The 16,682-nt window shown below is 40.4% G+C and carries 15 protein-coding genes; 1 reads left to right on the top strand and 14 read right to left on the bottom strand.

The window, feature by feature from the left end; all coding sequences use genetic code 11:
- Positions 1 to 11: 11 nt before the first annotated feature.
- The 5 genes from ACH3Z1_RS06140 to ACH3Z1_RS06120 all read right to left on the bottom strand — a co-directional run bounded on the left by ACH3Z1_RS06140 (position 12) and on the right by ACH3Z1_RS06120 (position 6,465).
- Positions 12 to 3,017 carry a SusC/RagA family TonB-linked outer membrane protein gene (locus ACH3Z1_RS06140; protein WP_490820985.1) on the bottom strand — a complete coding sequence of 1,002 codons (3,006 nt, stop codon included), beginning with the start codon at positions 3,015 to 3,017 and terminating at the stop codon, positions 12 to 14.
- 309 nt (positions 3,018 to 3,326) lie between these two features.
- Positions 3,327 to 4,031 carry a LytR/AlgR family response regulator transcription factor gene (locus ACH3Z1_RS06135; protein ID WP_490820984.1) on the bottom strand — a complete coding sequence of 235 codons (705 nt, stop codon included), beginning with the start codon at positions 4,029 to 4,031 and terminating at the stop codon, positions 3,327 to 3,329.
- Positions 4,018 to 5,079 carry a sensor histidine kinase gene (locus ACH3Z1_RS06130; protein WP_490820983.1) on the bottom strand — a complete coding sequence of 354 codons (1,062 nt, stop codon included), beginning with the start codon at positions 5,077 to 5,079 and terminating at the stop codon, positions 4,018 to 4,020. The genes ACH3Z1_RS06135 and ACH3Z1_RS06130 overlap by 14 nt, the downstream gene beginning before the upstream one ends.
- 109 nt (positions 5,080 to 5,188) lie before the next feature.
- Positions 5,189 to 5,593, bottom strand: coding sequence for a DoxX family protein (locus ACH3Z1_RS06125; RefSeq protein WP_490820982.1), 405 nt, complete (start codon positions 5,591 to 5,593; stop codon positions 5,189 to 5,191).
- Between the two features lie 164 nt (positions 5,594 to 5,757).
- On the bottom strand, positions 5,758 to 6,465 hold the full coding sequence (locus ACH3Z1_RS06120) for a hypothetical protein (protein WP_490820980.1): 708 nt from the start codon (positions 6,463 to 6,465) through the stop codon (positions 5,758 to 5,760).
- Positions 6,466 to 6,689: 224 nt separating this feature from the next.
- On the opposite strand from ACH3Z1_RS06120, the gene ACH3Z1_RS06115 reads away from it, so the two are divergent.
- Complete coding sequence (locus ACH3Z1_RS06115; RefSeq protein ID WP_490820979.1) at positions 6,690 to 7,088, top strand: VanZ family protein; 399 nt, start codon at positions 6,690 to 6,692, stop codon at positions 7,086 to 7,088.
- Positions 7,089 to 7,363: 275 nt separating this feature from the next.
- Here ACH3Z1_RS06115 and ACH3Z1_RS06110 read toward each other — a convergent pair whose 3' ends face one another.
- The 9 genes from ACH3Z1_RS06110 to ACH3Z1_RS06070 all read right to left on the bottom strand — a co-directional run bounded on the left by ACH3Z1_RS06110 (position 7,364) and on the right by ACH3Z1_RS06070 (position 16,642).
- Positions 7,364 to 8,062, bottom strand: a complete 699-nt coding sequence (locus tag ACH3Z1_RS06110; RefSeq protein WP_490820978.1) for a sulfite exporter TauE/SafE family protein — start codon at positions 8,060 to 8,062, stop codon at positions 7,364 to 7,366.
- Entirely contained in the window at positions 8,059 to 8,499 is a 441-nt protein-coding gene (locus tag ACH3Z1_RS06105) for a FixH family protein (protein WP_490820977.1), read from the bottom strand. Before ACH3Z1_RS06105 ends, ACH3Z1_RS06110 begins: the two co-directional genes overlap by 4 nt.
- 40 nt (positions 8,500 to 8,539) lie before the next feature.
- On the bottom strand, positions 8,540 to 9,952 hold the full coding sequence (gene ccoG, locus ACH3Z1_RS06100; RefSeq protein ID WP_490820975.1) for a cytochrome c oxidase accessory protein CcoG: 1,413 nt from the start codon (positions 9,950 to 9,952) through the stop codon (positions 8,540 to 8,542).
- A 4-nt stretch (positions 9,953 to 9,956) separates the two neighbouring features.
- Positions 9,957 to 11,120: a cbb3-type cytochrome c oxidase N-terminal domain-containing protein gene (locus ACH3Z1_RS06095; RefSeq protein ID WP_490820974.1), complete on the bottom strand. Its 1,164-nt coding sequence runs from the start codon at positions 11,118 to 11,120 to the stop codon at positions 9,957 to 9,959.
- A gap of 25 nt (positions 11,121 to 11,145) precedes the next feature.
- Positions 11,146 to 11,307, bottom strand: a complete 162-nt coding sequence (locus tag ACH3Z1_RS06090; protein WP_133474280.1) for a CcoQ/FixQ family Cbb3-type cytochrome c oxidase assembly chaperone — start codon at positions 11,305 to 11,307, stop codon at positions 11,146 to 11,148.
- An 11-nt stretch (positions 11,308 to 11,318) separates the two neighbouring features.
- Complete coding sequence (gene ccoN / locus ACH3Z1_RS06085; RefSeq protein ID WP_490820973.1) at positions 11,319 to 13,448, bottom strand: cytochrome-c oxidase, cbb3-type subunit I; 2,130 nt, start codon at positions 13,446 to 13,448, stop codon at positions 11,319 to 11,321.
- A 31-nt stretch (positions 13,449 to 13,479) separates the two neighbouring features.
- A complete protein-coding gene (ccoS, locus tag ACH3Z1_RS06080; RefSeq protein ID WP_490820972.1) occupies positions 13,480 to 13,632 on the bottom strand; it encodes a cbb3-type cytochrome oxidase assembly protein CcoS in 153 nt (50 codons plus the stop codon).
- Between the two features lie 92 nt (positions 13,633 to 13,724).
- A complete protein-coding gene (locus ACH3Z1_RS06075) occupies positions 13,725 to 16,124 on the bottom strand; it encodes a heavy metal translocating P-type ATPase (protein WP_490820971.1) in 2,400 nt (799 codons plus the stop codon).
- On the bottom strand, positions 16,121 to 16,642 hold the full coding sequence (locus ACH3Z1_RS06070) for a hemerythrin domain-containing protein (protein ID WP_490820970.1): 522 nt from the start codon (positions 16,640 to 16,642) through the stop codon (positions 16,121 to 16,123). The genes ACH3Z1_RS06075 and ACH3Z1_RS06070 overlap by 4 nt, the downstream gene beginning before the upstream one ends.
- Between the last annotated feature and the right edge of the window lie 40 nt (positions 16,643 to 16,682).

The following is a 16,682-nucleotide window of genomic DNA, read 5'->3' as shown; positions in this document are numbered from 1 at the left end:
ATAATTTTTGATTAGAAACCAATATTGATACCGGCTGTTATTGTTTTAGGGATAAAAACATTCAGGTTGGTCTGACTGGACACACCCTGCTCCGGATCCCATGGAAGTTTTTTATCACGCACCAGTGTAAACAGGTTTGTGCCACGTACATAAAATACAGCAGAACTGAGTTTAAGTTTTTTAATTAACTCCTCTGATAGCTGATAGCTAAGGGTTAAATCTCTGATCCTGCCATAATCGCCTTTATATAAATACAGGTTAGATGGGTTTTGTGCCAGCTTGTTTCCGCCATACACATATCGTGGCAGAGTTGCGTTGTTATCGCCTGGTGCTTTCCAACGCTCAGTAAATTGGCGCAATACCTTATTAAAAGTGGGGCCATTTCCGCTACCCATATAAAAAGCTGCCCATGCATCCTGCGTAAGATTACCTCCGCTAAAATAAAGTTGCGCCTCAAGTGAGAACCCTTTGTATTTGAGGGTATTTGTAATGCTCCCAAAATAACGTGGAGAAGCAGAGCCTAATATTGTTCTTTGTGCTTCATTAAAATTATTAGTAGTTTCTTTTCCTGTGAAAGTTTTATACCACAGTGGATCACCATTGGCTGGATCTATACCTGCCCATCTTGGTGCATAAAACGACTGAAAGTCTTGTCCTATACGGCGAACAAAAATTCCTGTTATAATATCCTGGTTATTCACGAGTGACAATATCTTATTTCTGTTATTGGCATAATTGATATTCACTGACCATTGGAAATTTTTGGCGGTAACAGGTATTGCATTCAGGCTCAACTCAAAACCTTTGTTTTCCATACTGCCGATATTGTCTCGAATAGTTGAAAACCCACTGGTTCTTGATACGGGTGCATCCAACAGCAGACTTGATGTTTTACGTACATAATAATCGGCTGTTAATGTAATTACATTATTCATCAGAGATACATCCAATCCCACATTGAATGGCTTATTGATTTCCCAGGTAAGAAATGTGTTACCTATATTATTTGGCCCGCTACCCGGTTGCTGGTTATAGTTAGACCCGTAGGAATAGGTGGGCTGCCAGTCGTAATTACCGATGCCTGCGTTACCATTAACACCATATGAAGCCCTCAGTTTTAATTGACTGATAAGCTTTATATCCTTCATAAAAGATTCCTGATCTAAGTTCCATGTACCACCAACTGACCAGAAATTACCATAGCGGTTTTGATTACCAAAACGACTTGACCCATCTCTTCTCAAACTCCCGGTAAGTACATATTTATTTTTATAGTTGATGGAAGCAGAAGAAAAAGCAGAAAGAAATGAAAAGTCAGAACCAGTGGCTGTTGCTTGTGTAGGTGTTGCAGCCACTACAGGATAAGTGAGTTGTGTAGTAGCCGGAAAACCGGTTGCACCGATATTGCTGCTTAAAGTCCTTGAATCCTGCGCCTCATAACCTACCTGAACAACAGTCGTAAAATCCTTTGATTTACCAAAGGAGAATTTATAATCGAGCAAATTGGTCCAGGTATAATTAAACAATCGTGTATAAAATACAAAAGCTCTGCCTCCTACTGATTGTCCGTCGCCATGAAAAGGGTTATTATATTGCTCCTCTTCGAGCACATTATAGTCAATACCATACCTGCTGGTAAACTTCAGATTATCTAGTATTTTATATTCAGCAGTCAGGCCTCCTCTCGCACTCAGCTGTTTCAGGAAACGTTTATCCATTTCTGCTGTTGCAACTGTATTATGCAGATTTCCTGGTCCGAAATCGGGAGCCGATATATTCAATGATCCGTTGGGGTTTCTTGCTGCCCTTGACGGTAGTAAGAAGTAAGAACTTAGTATAGGATTTCCAAAAGAGCCTCCGGCCAATGGAGCATTTTGTTGAACAAAGCCGGTATTTATTGTTGTACTGATCGTAAGCCGGTCAGTAGCTTTGGATGTAATGCCCATATTCCCATTCCATCGCTGAAAATCACTTTGCAGTGTTACACCTTCCTGTCTGAAATATCCGCCCGATAAATTGTAAGTAGTTCGCTCATTACCCCCCGATGCACTGAGGTTATATTGACGCTGAGTACCTTTTTTAGTTACCGCATCGAGCCAGTTATAATTGACATTATTACCAAAACCCAGCGATGTAAGTGTAGAAGTAACCGCTGCAGGTGAAGCGCCGGCATTTACCAGCCCTTCCCGTGTAAGTTCAAAATATTCACTTGCATTCAGGGGGCGATAATCCTCATTAAAATAAGCATTGTCACTATACCCTACTTCTGTATCAAAACGAAATTTGGTTTTGCCGGATTTACCCTTTTTTGTGGTTACCAGAATTACTCCGTTAGCAGCTCTCGATCCGTACAGAGAAGATGCCGACGCGTCTTTTAATACCGTAATACTTTCAATGTCATTTGGATTAAGTGTACTCAACAGGTTGGCTGTAGTTGTTAATCTTGAAGCATCTCCCGTATTAACAATGATCCCATCCAGTATCCATAATGGTTCTGAACTAGCGTTGATTGAGCCGATTCCGCGTATCCTGATTTGCTGGCTGGCTCCCGGTGTTCCAGAACTGGCTACAGATTGTAATCCGGCAACAGCACCCTGCAAAGCACGGTCTACTGAGGTAAATGGTTTATTCTCCAGGTCATTTGCCTTTACTATACTCATTGAACCGGTTACTTCCGGTTTTCGGGTAGTACCATAAGCCACTACAACCACGTCGGACAGATTATCTACAGATGATACCAGTTTTACCAGCATCGGAGAAGTGCCCACAGACAGTTCCTGTGTTTTGTAATTCAGCAAATAAAAAACAAGCGTTGTTGCATTAGACGGAACAGTGAGTGAAAACTCACCCGTGCCAGAACTAATTGTTCCCTGTTTTGTTCCTTTTACCTGTACACTTACATTACTTAATGGTGTTCCACTCTCATCCTGTACCTTACCAGTAACAGTTTTTGTTTGTGCGTACACCCACACAACCGATACAAGCATGTACATTAAAAGCAAGGTTTTCTTTTTCATAAACGTGTTAAATTGATTGATAAACTGTTTTACAGATTGTATAAACAGTATCGAAAATTAATTGTACAAGCTTACCAGAAAGAAGAACTGTCGATGGAATACCAGCGTTAGAATACAAACAACAGGGTTTAATGAAAATGCGGGATATAAAAAATATCCCGCATCACTTCAACACAAATGGACATTGAGAAATGTACACAAACCTGAATCCAAACTAACCCGTAGTCATCATTATTACATCTATCACTCTACCAATAACAGGTGATGGTATACAAAAGACACTGTATCGGTATTAAAAATATCGATGCATTATGCTTGATTGAGCTGAAAAAGCACTTGCTCTTTATAATTTCTGCCAATAGGTATCTGGATTGCTGCCAGATCTACCTCCGTTGAATTGTATGCTTTGATTCTTTTTTTCGACACAATAAAGGATCGGTGAATACGTATGAACACAGCTTTATCCAATTGTTTCTCTAATTCGCTGAGTTGAATCTTTGTGAGATAAGAGTCCTGTTGTGTAACAATATTTACATACTCACGCTTACTTTCAAAGTAAATGATTTCATCGAACTGTATTTTTTGCCGCTTCCTGCTAACATTTACAAACAAGTGGTCCCGGGGTTGTTGTACCTGATCGCCCGAAGCAGTCAGGTAATTGCGTTCTGTAATTTTATTGACCGCCATGAGAAAGCGGCTGAATGAAACGGGTTTCAGTAAATAATCTACAATATCTAACTCGTATCCTTCAATGGCATACTCCCTGTGCGCAGTAATGAAAATTACCGATGGTTTTTTGACCAATGACCGCAAAAAATCAATACCACTCAAACGTGGAAGATTTATATCGAGAAACAGAATATCAATGGTTTCAGCTTTTAATAGCTGCAATCCATCAATGGCATTAGTGCAAACGGCCGTAAGCTCCAGATGAGGTAACTGCTGAATATATTCATTAATGATTTCGGCAGCAAGTGGTTCATCTTCAATGATGAGGCATTTATATTTCTGCATAATGATTTAAATTGATAGAAAGATTTGCCGTAAATCTGTTTTGTGTTTTTTCTGTAACCAGCTGATGATGGGGATACAACAATTCGAGCTGACGTTTAAGGGTTTTCAGACCGATACCTTCATTTTTTCCTGTCACCTGAACGTCGCAGCTATTCCTGATAATAAAATCGAGCAGCCCATTCGATAGTTTTATATAAATATAAATGGACGAATCATTTAAAGCCTGTGCTGAGCCGTGCTTGAATGCATTTTCGATCAGCGGTAGCAATAATAATGGTGATACCAACTGCTCCTGATTGTCAATCTCAGTATCAAACTGAAAATCCAGTCTCGTGCCATACCGCAACCTTTCCAGCGTAATATAATCATTGATAAAAGCCATTTCCTGTTTTACAGTAATTCTTCCTTTACCCGATTCATACAACATAAAACTAAGTAATTCAGACAGTTTGAGTATGGCATCGGAAGTGAATTCAGATTTCTTTCGTGAAAGCGAATAGATATTATTCAGTGTATTAAACAGAAAATGTGGATGCAGTCTGTTTCTTAACAGAGATAGTTCAGTCGTAAGCTTATCTCTTACCAATTCCTTTTCTCTTTGCAGGTTATATATTCTGAAACTCAGGAATTCAACAGCAATACTAACACCGATCGGGAAAGTGAGAAAAAGCATGCTGGTAAACAATAGCCTGATATCAAAAATATTGGCAATTACAGGTGGCCCGGATTCGTAAATAATGGGTTGGGTTACAAAAACGGATAGCAGCCTTTTTACAAAAACCGTCAGGGTGAAAAAAACAACCAGCTCAATTATCTTTTCACCCTTTAGTCTGTTTGAGTCAATCACTTTTTCGAGCCAGAAAAAAATCAGGTAATAAAAAAAAAGTATTTGTACGCTGATAAAAACAGCACTCGCCATTGCCGTTTTTTTATAAACAGCCAATAATGGCATTTCTGGAGAACCCCGGCGCAACCATTCAGCTTCTACAAATACTACTACAAGATAATATACGATCCATAGTAATACATAAAAGCCATTCTTGCGCATCAAAAAGTATTTATTGTAAAAATACGTTTTTGTATATGCCCTGAAAAGAATCTGGTAATTGTCTACAAACAACGGTTTAAGGTCTATGAGTGCAGCATTTTGATGAATATCAGGATATTTTTTTCGCAAATACATCTTCGCTAAACCATACTAAAACAAGTGAAACGATAATGAGTATACTGTATTCTGATCCGTTTCTTCCATATCCAACCACAAACCACCCTTCTTTTGCATGAACCATGATAAGACCAATGATAATTTCAACGAGGAAAACAGGAATAATCCATTTACTGAATATTCTCAGTGCCAAAAGGCATCCCCCAATAATTTCAAAAAAAGTAAGGGCATACGCTATAACTGTACCAGCAGGAATACCTTCACTGTTTAAATAAGCACCGAAATGGGGTACTCCGCCAATGACCAGTCTAACCACCCCGTGAATAATCAGCAATAAAGACAATACTACACGGAATGAATGGAGTACAATAAGAAAACGACTGTTGAACTGTTGCATATGGTTGGAATTTATAAACACCAAAATAATTTTTAGCGTTGAATCATATTGCATTTATCTATTAAAAACGACAAAACAGCTACAGACAACTCTATAGCTATGCAACGTTATTGATTAGTGTATAACAGACTGGCTTATCGTTCAGGAAAAATCGATCGGTATTTTTATGTCAGATCGAAATGTGAAAACCAGCTGGCAAAAGCATGAAAGAAAGGAATGTTCCAGTTATTCAATATTGCCAGGTGTACCATGATATAGAAAACAAAAACGGGTGGCAAAATCCATCTACCCTCTTTGGTTTTTCTTTCACTTACCATAATGAGAATAAAAATGCTGTAAATAACGCCCATCACCATATACATTGCATAGGGCCATGGTAATAAATAGTTTGAAAAAATGCGTACCAGCACGGGTTCCAGGAAAACCAGACCAGTTAACAGCATACCCCTTGCATGTAACAAGACCCTTTTTTTATAATACAATGCGATTGAAAAACCATATATGGCAATGATGATATCTTTAAATGGAATAAGCAATTGAACAGGGTCCGGAGCTGTTGTAGTGAGGTATCGGTCATGCGCTAACAGCACAATAGATACAATCAATAAGGGGAAAAACAAATAAGAAAGTTTGCCCAGTTTCCTGTGTAGTGCCAGCTTTTTTTGCCGAAAAAGAATGGGCTGTACAATGAGCAACACCAGCCAGCAGACAGCAGCAACTACATGGAAATGAAAGTAGAAATGAAAGGAATTATGATTCGTCAGCAATCCGGAAAAATAAGTTTTCCAGAAAGCGAGAAAAGCTAAAAGTAGGAGGGTAACAAACAGGTAGCCAAAATACAATTGCTGTATTTTCTGTATGAAATTTTTCATGTTGGCTGGTCAGTATCTTGTTTGATGTACATTTAGTACAAAGAGTAATACAACCAAGATAATAGCAATACCGCAGTAATGAGCGCATGGTCTACCAAAAGACTCATAAGGCGTATAAAATCATACGAACTGGGTACATACTACCGGAATTTTAACCAATTAAAAACAGGCAATGGGTAGTTCATCAATACATTTGTGCTCATCTTACCTATAAAACAAACATATTGAAACTGATACGATTCATTCCGGCATTTATTTTTCTTGCCATCAGCATCTACTTATTGTGTTTGCCCGGCAATGCCGCATTTCCTGCCGGCTGGTTGTTCAGAAAAATACCCCAGTTTGATAAACTGGTGCATATAGGCATGTTTGGCTTGCTCTGTTTTTTATTTCATTTCCCCGCGTGGAAAAGCAATCTGGAGAATAAAGGGCGTCAACGTTGGTTCTGGTTCATCAGCATCGGATGTATTCTGTATGGAACAGCCATGGAGTTTGTTCAACGTGAGCTGGTAGCGGGGCGTTCATTTGAAGAAGCCGATATATTAGCGGATGCTGTAGGAGCCCTCGGAGCATTGGCGTTATCACAAACATTGTTTTTGCGAAAAATTGCTACTACCGCCTAAATTATTGATGATCAGCAGTTATAAAAAAAATTGTCCCCCGTGGAAACGGGGGACGCAACCAAAACTAACTGCTTATGAGAAAATTGACTACTTGCTTATATTTATATTAACGCAAATTCAGTGCCAAAAGATTATTCGGATTTGTTAATCCTTTCTAAACAAATGCTGTTTTCTTTTTAACAGATACCTGTTTTTCTTTCACTGTTGCCTGTTGCAAAGTTCTATAGTAAAGACAGAAATAAATGTCAATGGTTTAACAATGATTTGTTAAAGGATTAGTGACAGGATACCGTATCTGCACTACGTTCGGAGATAAATGGACTCAGGTAAGGAATATTAAGATTTAATCCCCTGATTATCAGTAAAATGGCTGTAAGTCCTACAACATATGGCACCAGCTTGCGCATGGCTTGTCTGTTTTGCCAACTTAAACGGCTACCCCAGAAAGCGAATGAAAACAAGGCGGGCAAGGTTCCCAAACCGAAAAAAAGCATAAAAAATACTGCGTGTAGAATGGTACCCGTGGCCATAGCCCCACTAATAGCTATATACACCATGCCACAGGGCAGCAAACCATTGGCTGCCCCCATTAAATACATGCCGGAAAAACCATGACGCTGCATGGACCATGAAATAAGCCCGATGACTTTTTGGTTAAGCCATTTCCATCCCTCCATTTTTTTTAAAAATAACCTGCTCACCAGAAAGAACAGCATCACTATTCCTATACTTATTGAAAATATCTGTTGCCAGCCGGCCACGCCAATACGCCAGCCAATTAAGCCAGCCAAAACACCCAATATCATATAAGTAACTATCCGGCCAAACTGATACAATAAAATGCCCAGTAATTTTTTATGCTGTGGTAAATGTTGAACAGGAACACTCATTACCAGCGGGCCACACATGCCAATACAATGCAGGCTGCTGGCCAGTCCTAACAATAAGGCCGATATAAAAATTGCAACACTCATTGAACAGCAGGTTCTATTTCTTTTTCGAGGTAATATTTTTTATCAGCCGCTTCCCAACTTAATTTCATCAGATATTTATCTGCAACAAGTTTGTCTCTTGCGATGATCTGTTTGCCTTCTGCGTCAATATTAAGTGGTAAACGCAGGTCCTTAGCTGCTGCTGTTTTACAATAAAACCATATTTCTCCTTTTACAGTAAGTCCATTCATTTCTTTTGGCATTTGCAACACCAGGTTTTCATTTGTTGCCGTAACAGTAATCATACCAATGTTGGCTACGTTTGCCCTGCCATCAATTTTATCCTGGTAACGAAGTTCATCCTGGTAATATTCTTTACTCACTAATTCGAAACGTGTATTTACCGCTTTGTAAACCAGTGTTGCCATCAGACCTGCAAATCCAATGAATACGAGTATCAATTTGTTTCCCCAATTCATACAATTATTTTAATGATCTAAAATTCCATTTACGTTTCCTTTATAAGGCTGGTCCCAGAAAACTTGTTTTTGCAGTTACCAATTCTTTGCCGTTATTATAAAGTGACAATTTCAGCAAGGTTTTTCTTTCTTTGATGGCCGATTTAGGTAATATGATAAAAAAAGTACCTGCCGCCTGTCCTTCTTTCTTGATATCGATTACCGGTTTCCCCGCCATTTGAATTTTTCCCTGTTCATCCTGTAGTACAATTTTTATAGAAAGATCTTTTGTGGTTTTGTTGATCAGTTTAATATTATACAGGTTCGATAAACTGTCTGCCCCCTTTTCTTGGTACAACATTCCAGCCGTTCTAATCACTGTTGCATCAATATCTTTTCTGGTCATCAAAATCACAGTGAGGATGGCAAGTAATAAGAAACATAAACCCGTGTACAATTTCATCCGCACCGTATAACGCAAGGGTTCTCCGTTCGCTATGCTATTCTCTGAAGCATACCTGATTAAGCCTTTGGATTTTCCAATACTATCCATTACATGGTCACAGGCATCTATACAAGCCGTACAACCCACACATTCCATCTGTACGCCGTTCCGGATATCAATACCGGTTGGACAAACTTTCACACACAGATGGCAATCGATACAATCACCTAAAGGCGCTATTGCCTGTTTTTTGAAATTACCCCTTGGCTCACCTCTTTTATAATCGTATGCTACGATCATAGAATTTTTATCGAGCAATACGCTTTGCAAACGTCCGTATGGACAAACTACGGTACAGGCCTGTTCCCTAAAGAATGCATACACGCCATAAAACACCGCACTGAATACAAGTATGGAGGCAAAACCCACCACATGTTCTGTAACAGGTTCTGTAATGATTTTTTCGAGTTCTTTTATACCAATAATGTATGCAAGAAAAAAATTGGCAATGATAAAAGACAGCAGAAAAAAGAGCACATGTTTTAATGCCACTTTAGCTATCTTCTTAGCTGTCCATGGAGCAGCTTTCAATTGTTTCTGTGCAGGTGCATCTCCCAATACCCAATACTCTACTTTCCTGAACATCATTTCCATGAAATTGGTCTGCGGACAAGCCCATCCGCAAAACAACCTTCCGAAGGCAGCAGTAAAAAGAATAATAAAGAAGACAAATGTGACCATGGTAAGACCAAAAATGAAAAAATCCTGTGGCCAGAATATCTTACCAAATAAAATGAACTTGGCTTCCGGTATATTAAAGAGAAAAAGTGGTCTCCCATCAATCTCAATAAAAGGTAAGCCAAAGAAAATGATAAAATAAAACACGCTTAATACTGTACGTATGTTATAAAAACGTCCTTTGGGTTTATATGCATAAATCCATTTCCGTTTACCAGACTCATCCACTGTTGCAATCCTGTCGCGGAAAGCATCGGTTTCAATTACATTGCTATGTTTTATTTCACTCATCGTATTAATTCAATCCTGCTTTGGTTGTGGGAGTGGCTGGTTTAGCAGAATCAACAATAACCTGTTCCTGATAAATTTCACCCTGAGGTTCTTTTGCCGTAGCTGGTTTTTTCCCTTTGATTGATTTGATATAACTGGCCAGTTGTGCTATTTGTACCGGTGAATAATCGTCTTTCCAGCTCTTCATTCCCTTTTCCGGCCAACCGTATTTGATTGATTTGAAAACATCGGCCATGCTTCCTCCATGTAACCAGTATTCGTCTACCAGGTTAGGACCTACCGTTCCGCCACCATCTGCAGCATGACAGGCGGCGCAGGCGGTTACAAATATTTTCTTACCCGCATCGAGTGCAGAAGCATCACTGAGATAGGTTACTGTATTTTCATTCACATTATTGGCAGCCTTTTTCAGGTAATCTTCTTTTTCTGCTTCCGCCTTTTTCATGACTGCCGCTAATTCCTCAAGACTTGAAGGAGCCGTATGTGTTACATGGTAACGCCAGAGATAAATACCGGAAAAAATAATACAGATATAAAACCCATATAACCACCATGGCGGTAAACGGTTATCCAGTTCACGGATACCATCATAATCGTGTCCGAGGTCAATATTCGCTTCTTCCTGAACGGGTTTGAAATTATTGGCTTTAGTCCACCATTTTGCCAACAGCGATTCTTTTACTTCTTCGGTTTCGGCTGCTACTGTTTCCGTTTCTTTCGCCAACAAACTTTTTAAGTGATACAACAGCCATAATAAAACAAGCAGTTCAACACCCACCACAGTAATCAGTGAATAAAATGCAGTGGGTGATAGTCCACTGATTGTTTGATCCACTGCTGCAGCTATCGGCTCGTCTGCTGCAAATACTGCTGAACTGAACAGTAAAAAAGCAATTACGCTGAGTATTTTCTGTTGTGTGGCAGCTATTTTTTTTGCCCGGAATTCTTTCATCTTCATTTCTGCCGCTCCTAATACCACATGTGCCAGTAAAGCAATAGCCAGTAATAAAGCTGCAATAACCACCACCAATACTTGTGCAAGCGGGTTGGCCATGGCAGAGGGTTTGGGTGGACCTTCGGCCCATACGCTAGATGGAACCAGTGTACAAAAAAGGCCGATCATCCATACACTCATGTATTTGATCCGTTGAAAATTACGCTGTTGCATTGCGATTCGTTTATTAGTCAGAAGGTTAGTTGTCTAAGGGTAAATGACTGATTTCTTCTATCATCTTTTTATCTGCTTTCCAGGCCCAGAGGGTCATCAGCAGAAAGAAAGTAAAGAAGATGGAAAAAGAACTGAGCGCATAGATATCTACACCAATAATCTTTTCCAGGTAGTTAATGAATTTCATGTCTGTTGCTTTTATTGTTTTTGGGCTATTGGTTGTGACCCTTTAATATCTACCCCAATTCTTTGCAGATAGGCAATCATTGCAATGATTTCCTTATTAGCAGAGGTTTCTATTTTATCAGCTTTCAGGTTTTTACTGATTTTTTCTGCCTGTGTCATCAGTTCTTTGTTGGCTATCTGATCGTATCCTTTTTCATAAGGCACACCAAGTGTCTGCATGGCTCTTATTCTTGAAGCGGTTGTAGCCGTATCAATGGCATCATCCAATAACCATGGATAGGATGGCATGATAGAACCCGGACTCATACTCTGTGGTTCGAGCATATGGTTGTAATGCCAGCTATCGGGATATTTTCCACCAATACGTGCCAGGTCGGGCCCTGTACGTTTACTGCCCCACTGGAATGGATGATCGTAAACAAACTCTCCGGCTTTGCTATACTCTCCATAACGGGCCACTTCATCGCGGAAAGGGCGGATCATTTGTGAGTGACAGGTATAACAGCCTTCACGTATATAAATATCACGACCATGTAATTCAAGTGGCGTATAAGGTTTTACTGCCGCGATGGTAGGTACATTGCTCTTCACCAGGAATGTAGGAACGATTTCAAGTATACCACCAATGGCTACTGCAACCAGGCTAAGTACCAGCATCTGGATAGGTCTTGCTTCAATCCAGCGGTGCCAGTATTGCTTACCATGTGTAACAATTTTTGCTGGCAATGGCGGTGCTTCGGCAGCTTCATTGGCTACCAGTTTACCGGCTTTTACTGTTTTCACAATATTATACACCATGATGAATACACCTACGAGGTATAACAGACCACCAATACTTCTAGCCACATATAATGGGATGATATGGGTAACTGTTTCCAGGAACTGGAACTTGAGTGTGCCATCTTCGGTAAACTGTTTCCACATCATGGCCTGTGTAAAACCAGCCCAGTACATGGGAATGGCATAAAGTACAATACCAATGGTACCAATCCAGAAATGTGTGCTCGCCAGTTTGGTTGAATACAGCGGGGTATTGAAAATTTTAGGAATGATCCAATAGAGAATGCCGAAAGTGAGGAATCCATTCCAGCCCAATGCACCTACGTGAACGTGTGCAATGGTCCAGTCGGTAAAGTGAGAAATTGCATTTACATTTTTCAAACTCAACAGTGGTCCTTCGAAAGTAGCCATACCATAACAGGTGATGGCCACTACCATAAATTTCAGGATAGGATCTTCACGCACTTTATCCCATGCACCTCTCAGTGTAAACAAACCGTTTAGCATACCACCCCATGATGGTGCAATCAACATCACACTAAATACCACACCGAGACTCTGTGCCCAGTCGGGTAAAGCCGTATATAATAAGTGGTGCGGACCTGCCCATATATAAATAAAGATCAGCGCCCAGAAGTGAATAATCGACAGTCGATAACTATATACTGGTCTGTTAGCAGCTTTCGGAAGAAAATAATACATGATACCCAGGTAAGGTGTGGTAAGAAAGAATGCCACGGCATTGTGACCATACCACCATTGTACCAGTGCATCTTGCACACCTGCATACCAGCTATAACTTTTAAGGAAAGTAACAGGTATTTCAAATGAATTTACAATATGCAGCATCGCCACTGTAACCCAGGTAGCGATATAAAACCAGATGGCTACATATAAATGGCTTTCTCTGCGTTTGAGGATTGTACCAAACATATTGATACCAAATACCACCCAGATCAATGTAATGGCGATATCGATGGGCCATTCCAGTTCTGCATACTCTTTACCGGTGGTATAACCCGCCAGCAGTGTTACTGCTGCCGCCACAATGATCAACTGCCATCCCCAGAAATGTATTTTACTGAGTGTATCACTAAACGTACGTGCCTTACACAAACGTTGTAGTGAATAATATACCCCCATGAAAATACCATTACCCACAAAAGCAAAAATCACCGCATTGGTATGCAGTGGTCTTACCCTTCCGAATGTAGTGATAGGCAGATTAAAGTTAGCCGCCGGTAAATAAATCTGAACAGCAGCAAGCAACCCTACCAGCATACCTACCACACCCCATAATATGGTGGCGTATGCAAAAAGCTTTACCGTTTTGTTGTCGTAATAAAATTGTTCTGATTGCATGAATGGTCGTTTTATAGAAGAGAGTTAGTAACTATTTTTTATTGGGCTGTTGATCGAAAAGCATCCGAACAGAAGGAGATTCCTCATCATCATATTGCCCCGTTTTCACACTCCAGATAAAAGCACCCAGGAATAAACCTGCCACACTGATACTTGTGATTAAAAGAAGAATGATTACACTCATAGCTGTTGAATAAACACTGTAAAAGTATTTTCAGTGTATGGGGTAGCCTATGATATTACTCAAGGGAACACATGATTTTAGTCATGTTTTGGTCAGATGAGTTGTAAACGTCTGGAAGCGAGGTTACTCAACCCAAATGTGATCAGCAGGATGCTGATGCTGCTGCAAGGCATTAATATGGCAGCGATCATGGGTGATAATGTACCCTGAATGGCAAAATATAACCCGGTAATATTGTAGAGTATAGATATAACAAATGCAGCCATTACAATGGTGCGGTTGAATTTGCACATCCTGATTAACTGGTACAACTGTGGCAGGCTTCCTGCTTCAATGATGGCATCGCTGGCCGGTGTAAAATTGTTACTGTTGTCTGTAATGGCCACCCCCACATCAGCCTGTTTCAAAGCACCGGAGTCATTTAATCCATCGCCAATCATCATCACTTTTTTCCCTTCCTGCTGCATCGACTTCAGTACTTCCAGTTTGTCTTCCGGTTGCTGATTAAAATACAGTTCCGAACGCTGGCCCAATAATTTTCGCAGATAAGGCAATTCGCCATCGTTATCGCCACTTACCACTGCAACATGAAAACGTGATTGCAGTTGTCGTAATAACATAGGGACCGATTGCCGGTAATGATTTCTGAAGCGGAATCTGCCGAGTAATTTTCCTTCTACCGACAGGTACACTACCGAAGCCTCATCGTTTTGTGTTTTACCGATGATGAAAAGAGCTGAGCCCAATGCTATCAGGTCGCCATCCACCATCCCCTCAATTCCTTTTCCCGGGAACTCTTCAAAAGCCAGAAAAGGATCTTTTAATGGCTGCCCGGCCCAGGCAGCAATACCTTTGCTTAAAGGATGTGTTGATTGTGCCGCCAGTGTAGCTATTTTTTTTCGGATCTGCGGCGTAATGGGTTTTCCATCGTACACCACTTCCATTTCTGTACCCGCAGTGAGTGTTCCTGTTTTATCGAAAACAATGGTATCGATATCGGCCAGTTTTTCAATGACAGTAGCATGACGCAGGTAAAAATGATTTCGTGAAAGGATACGCAGAATATTTCCGTTGGTGAATGTATTACTCAATAACAAGGCACAAGGGCAAGCAATAATGAGTACCGCCGTAATAGCATTCCAGCTCCTGCTTTCATCCTGCCAAAACCAGTATGCACCGGCTGCAATAGCCACAGCAAACACTACCCAGGTAAACCAGCGGCTCAATCCGTGAACAAAAGAATTCTCATTGTTTGTTTCACTCTTGAATACATCTTTATTCCATAGCCTGGTAAGATAACTTTGTGCAACTTCCTTAATCACCAACACTTCAATATTTCCTCCTACCTGTTTACCGCCAGCGTATACAATTTCTCCCATTTCTTTGGCCACGGGTAAACTTTCCCCGGTAACAAAACTATAATCGATCAATGCGCGGCCACGTGTTATAATACCATCAGCAGGAATCAGTTCCTGGTGGTGAATGAGCAGGGTGTCATTCAATCGTATATCGGGCAAGGTTACAGTAGATGATAATTCATCCTGAATTCTGGTTACCGCAACAGGAAAATATGAGGTATAATCACGATCAAAATTTAGTTGCCGGTGTGTTCTGTCCTGTAATACACGGCCAGCGAGCATAAAAAAAACGATCCCCGTCATCGAATCAAAATAACCACTACCTGTACCGGTAAAAACTTCATACAGGCTGCGCGCAAATGTTACCCAGATGGCCAATACAATTGGTGCATCGATATTCAGGAATTTTTGTTTGAGTGCATTCCAGGCGCTGGTATAAAATTCTCCTGCACTGTAAAAGAAGACCGGTAAACTCAAAACAAGGTTTAGGTAACGGAAAAAAATAAGTAACTGACCTTCTTTGTCATCAATACCCAGGTACTCAGGAAAACTCATGAGCATGATATTCGCAAAACAAAAACCTGCCACGCCCAGCCGGAATATTTTTTTTCGGTCTGTTACAGGTTTTTTCTTACCCAGATCATGATAACTGATATAGGGCTCATAACCTATTCCTGTCAACAGTTCAGCCAGTTGGCGCAGACCCATGACACGATGATCAAAAACAATATCAGCTTCCTTTCTTTCAAAATTTACTTTACAACTAACAACGCCATCATTGAGTTTATGTAACTGCTCCAGCAGCCATAAACAACTGCTGCAATGCATTTGCGGGAGATAAAAACTAACATGTGTATGTTCGTCATCTTTAAAACTGATGAGCGACTGCTGTATAGAGACATCTTCGAGGAAAGCAAACTTGTCTGAACGGACAATTATTTTTTGCGACTGTCCCGGGCTCTGGTTGAGGTCGTAATAAGTACACATGCCATGTTCATTCAGTATTTCATAGACCATTTTACAGCCTTCACAACAAAAATGTTTGTCATGTGCCTGGATATCTGTATCCCTGCAGGTTTCACCGCAATGATAGCAGGCTATTTCAGTTGATGGTACCGACATGTTTTTATTCATGTTGTTTTTGTTGTAAGATGCTGATTCAACAAAGGGTATAATGTGCTCTGTTCAAAATGAATCCATCTCAGCACATATGTTTCCAACAGGAACATTTCATTGATACAGGTTTTGAGCGTATCGGGCCAGCCTGGATGTGTTACATAATGGTGCATCAACTGCCTAAGTTTCTGCAATAACTCAATTAGTACCTGGTGTGTATGCAGCATGGCATCCACCACTTTGGGTTGAAGTAAAATTTTCTCTCCCCCCATTTGCTGCTGTAGATATGGAAAAAGAATACCGGTTTCTTTTCTGAACGAATGGGTTAGCTCATCTTCAATTTTCTGAAAGACCAATTGTACAATTTCGGAAACTGATTCGGGTAATTCTGCAATGGATGCATGCTGGTTCAGGTACACACGTATCCTGACACAGGAATCGAGGATCGGTGTATGGTAAGTAGAAGGAATGGTTCTGCAGATTTCTCCGATTGAACCCGAACCCGGAAATAGATGGCCACCTGCCTGCAACAACATGATACGAGTAATTTGATTGCAAGGTAGCGTGGTACTAAAG

The organism is Sediminibacterium sp. FW305-C-49 (assembly GCF_058231085.1).
This window is presented reverse-complemented; position numbering and strand designations above follow the sequence as displayed.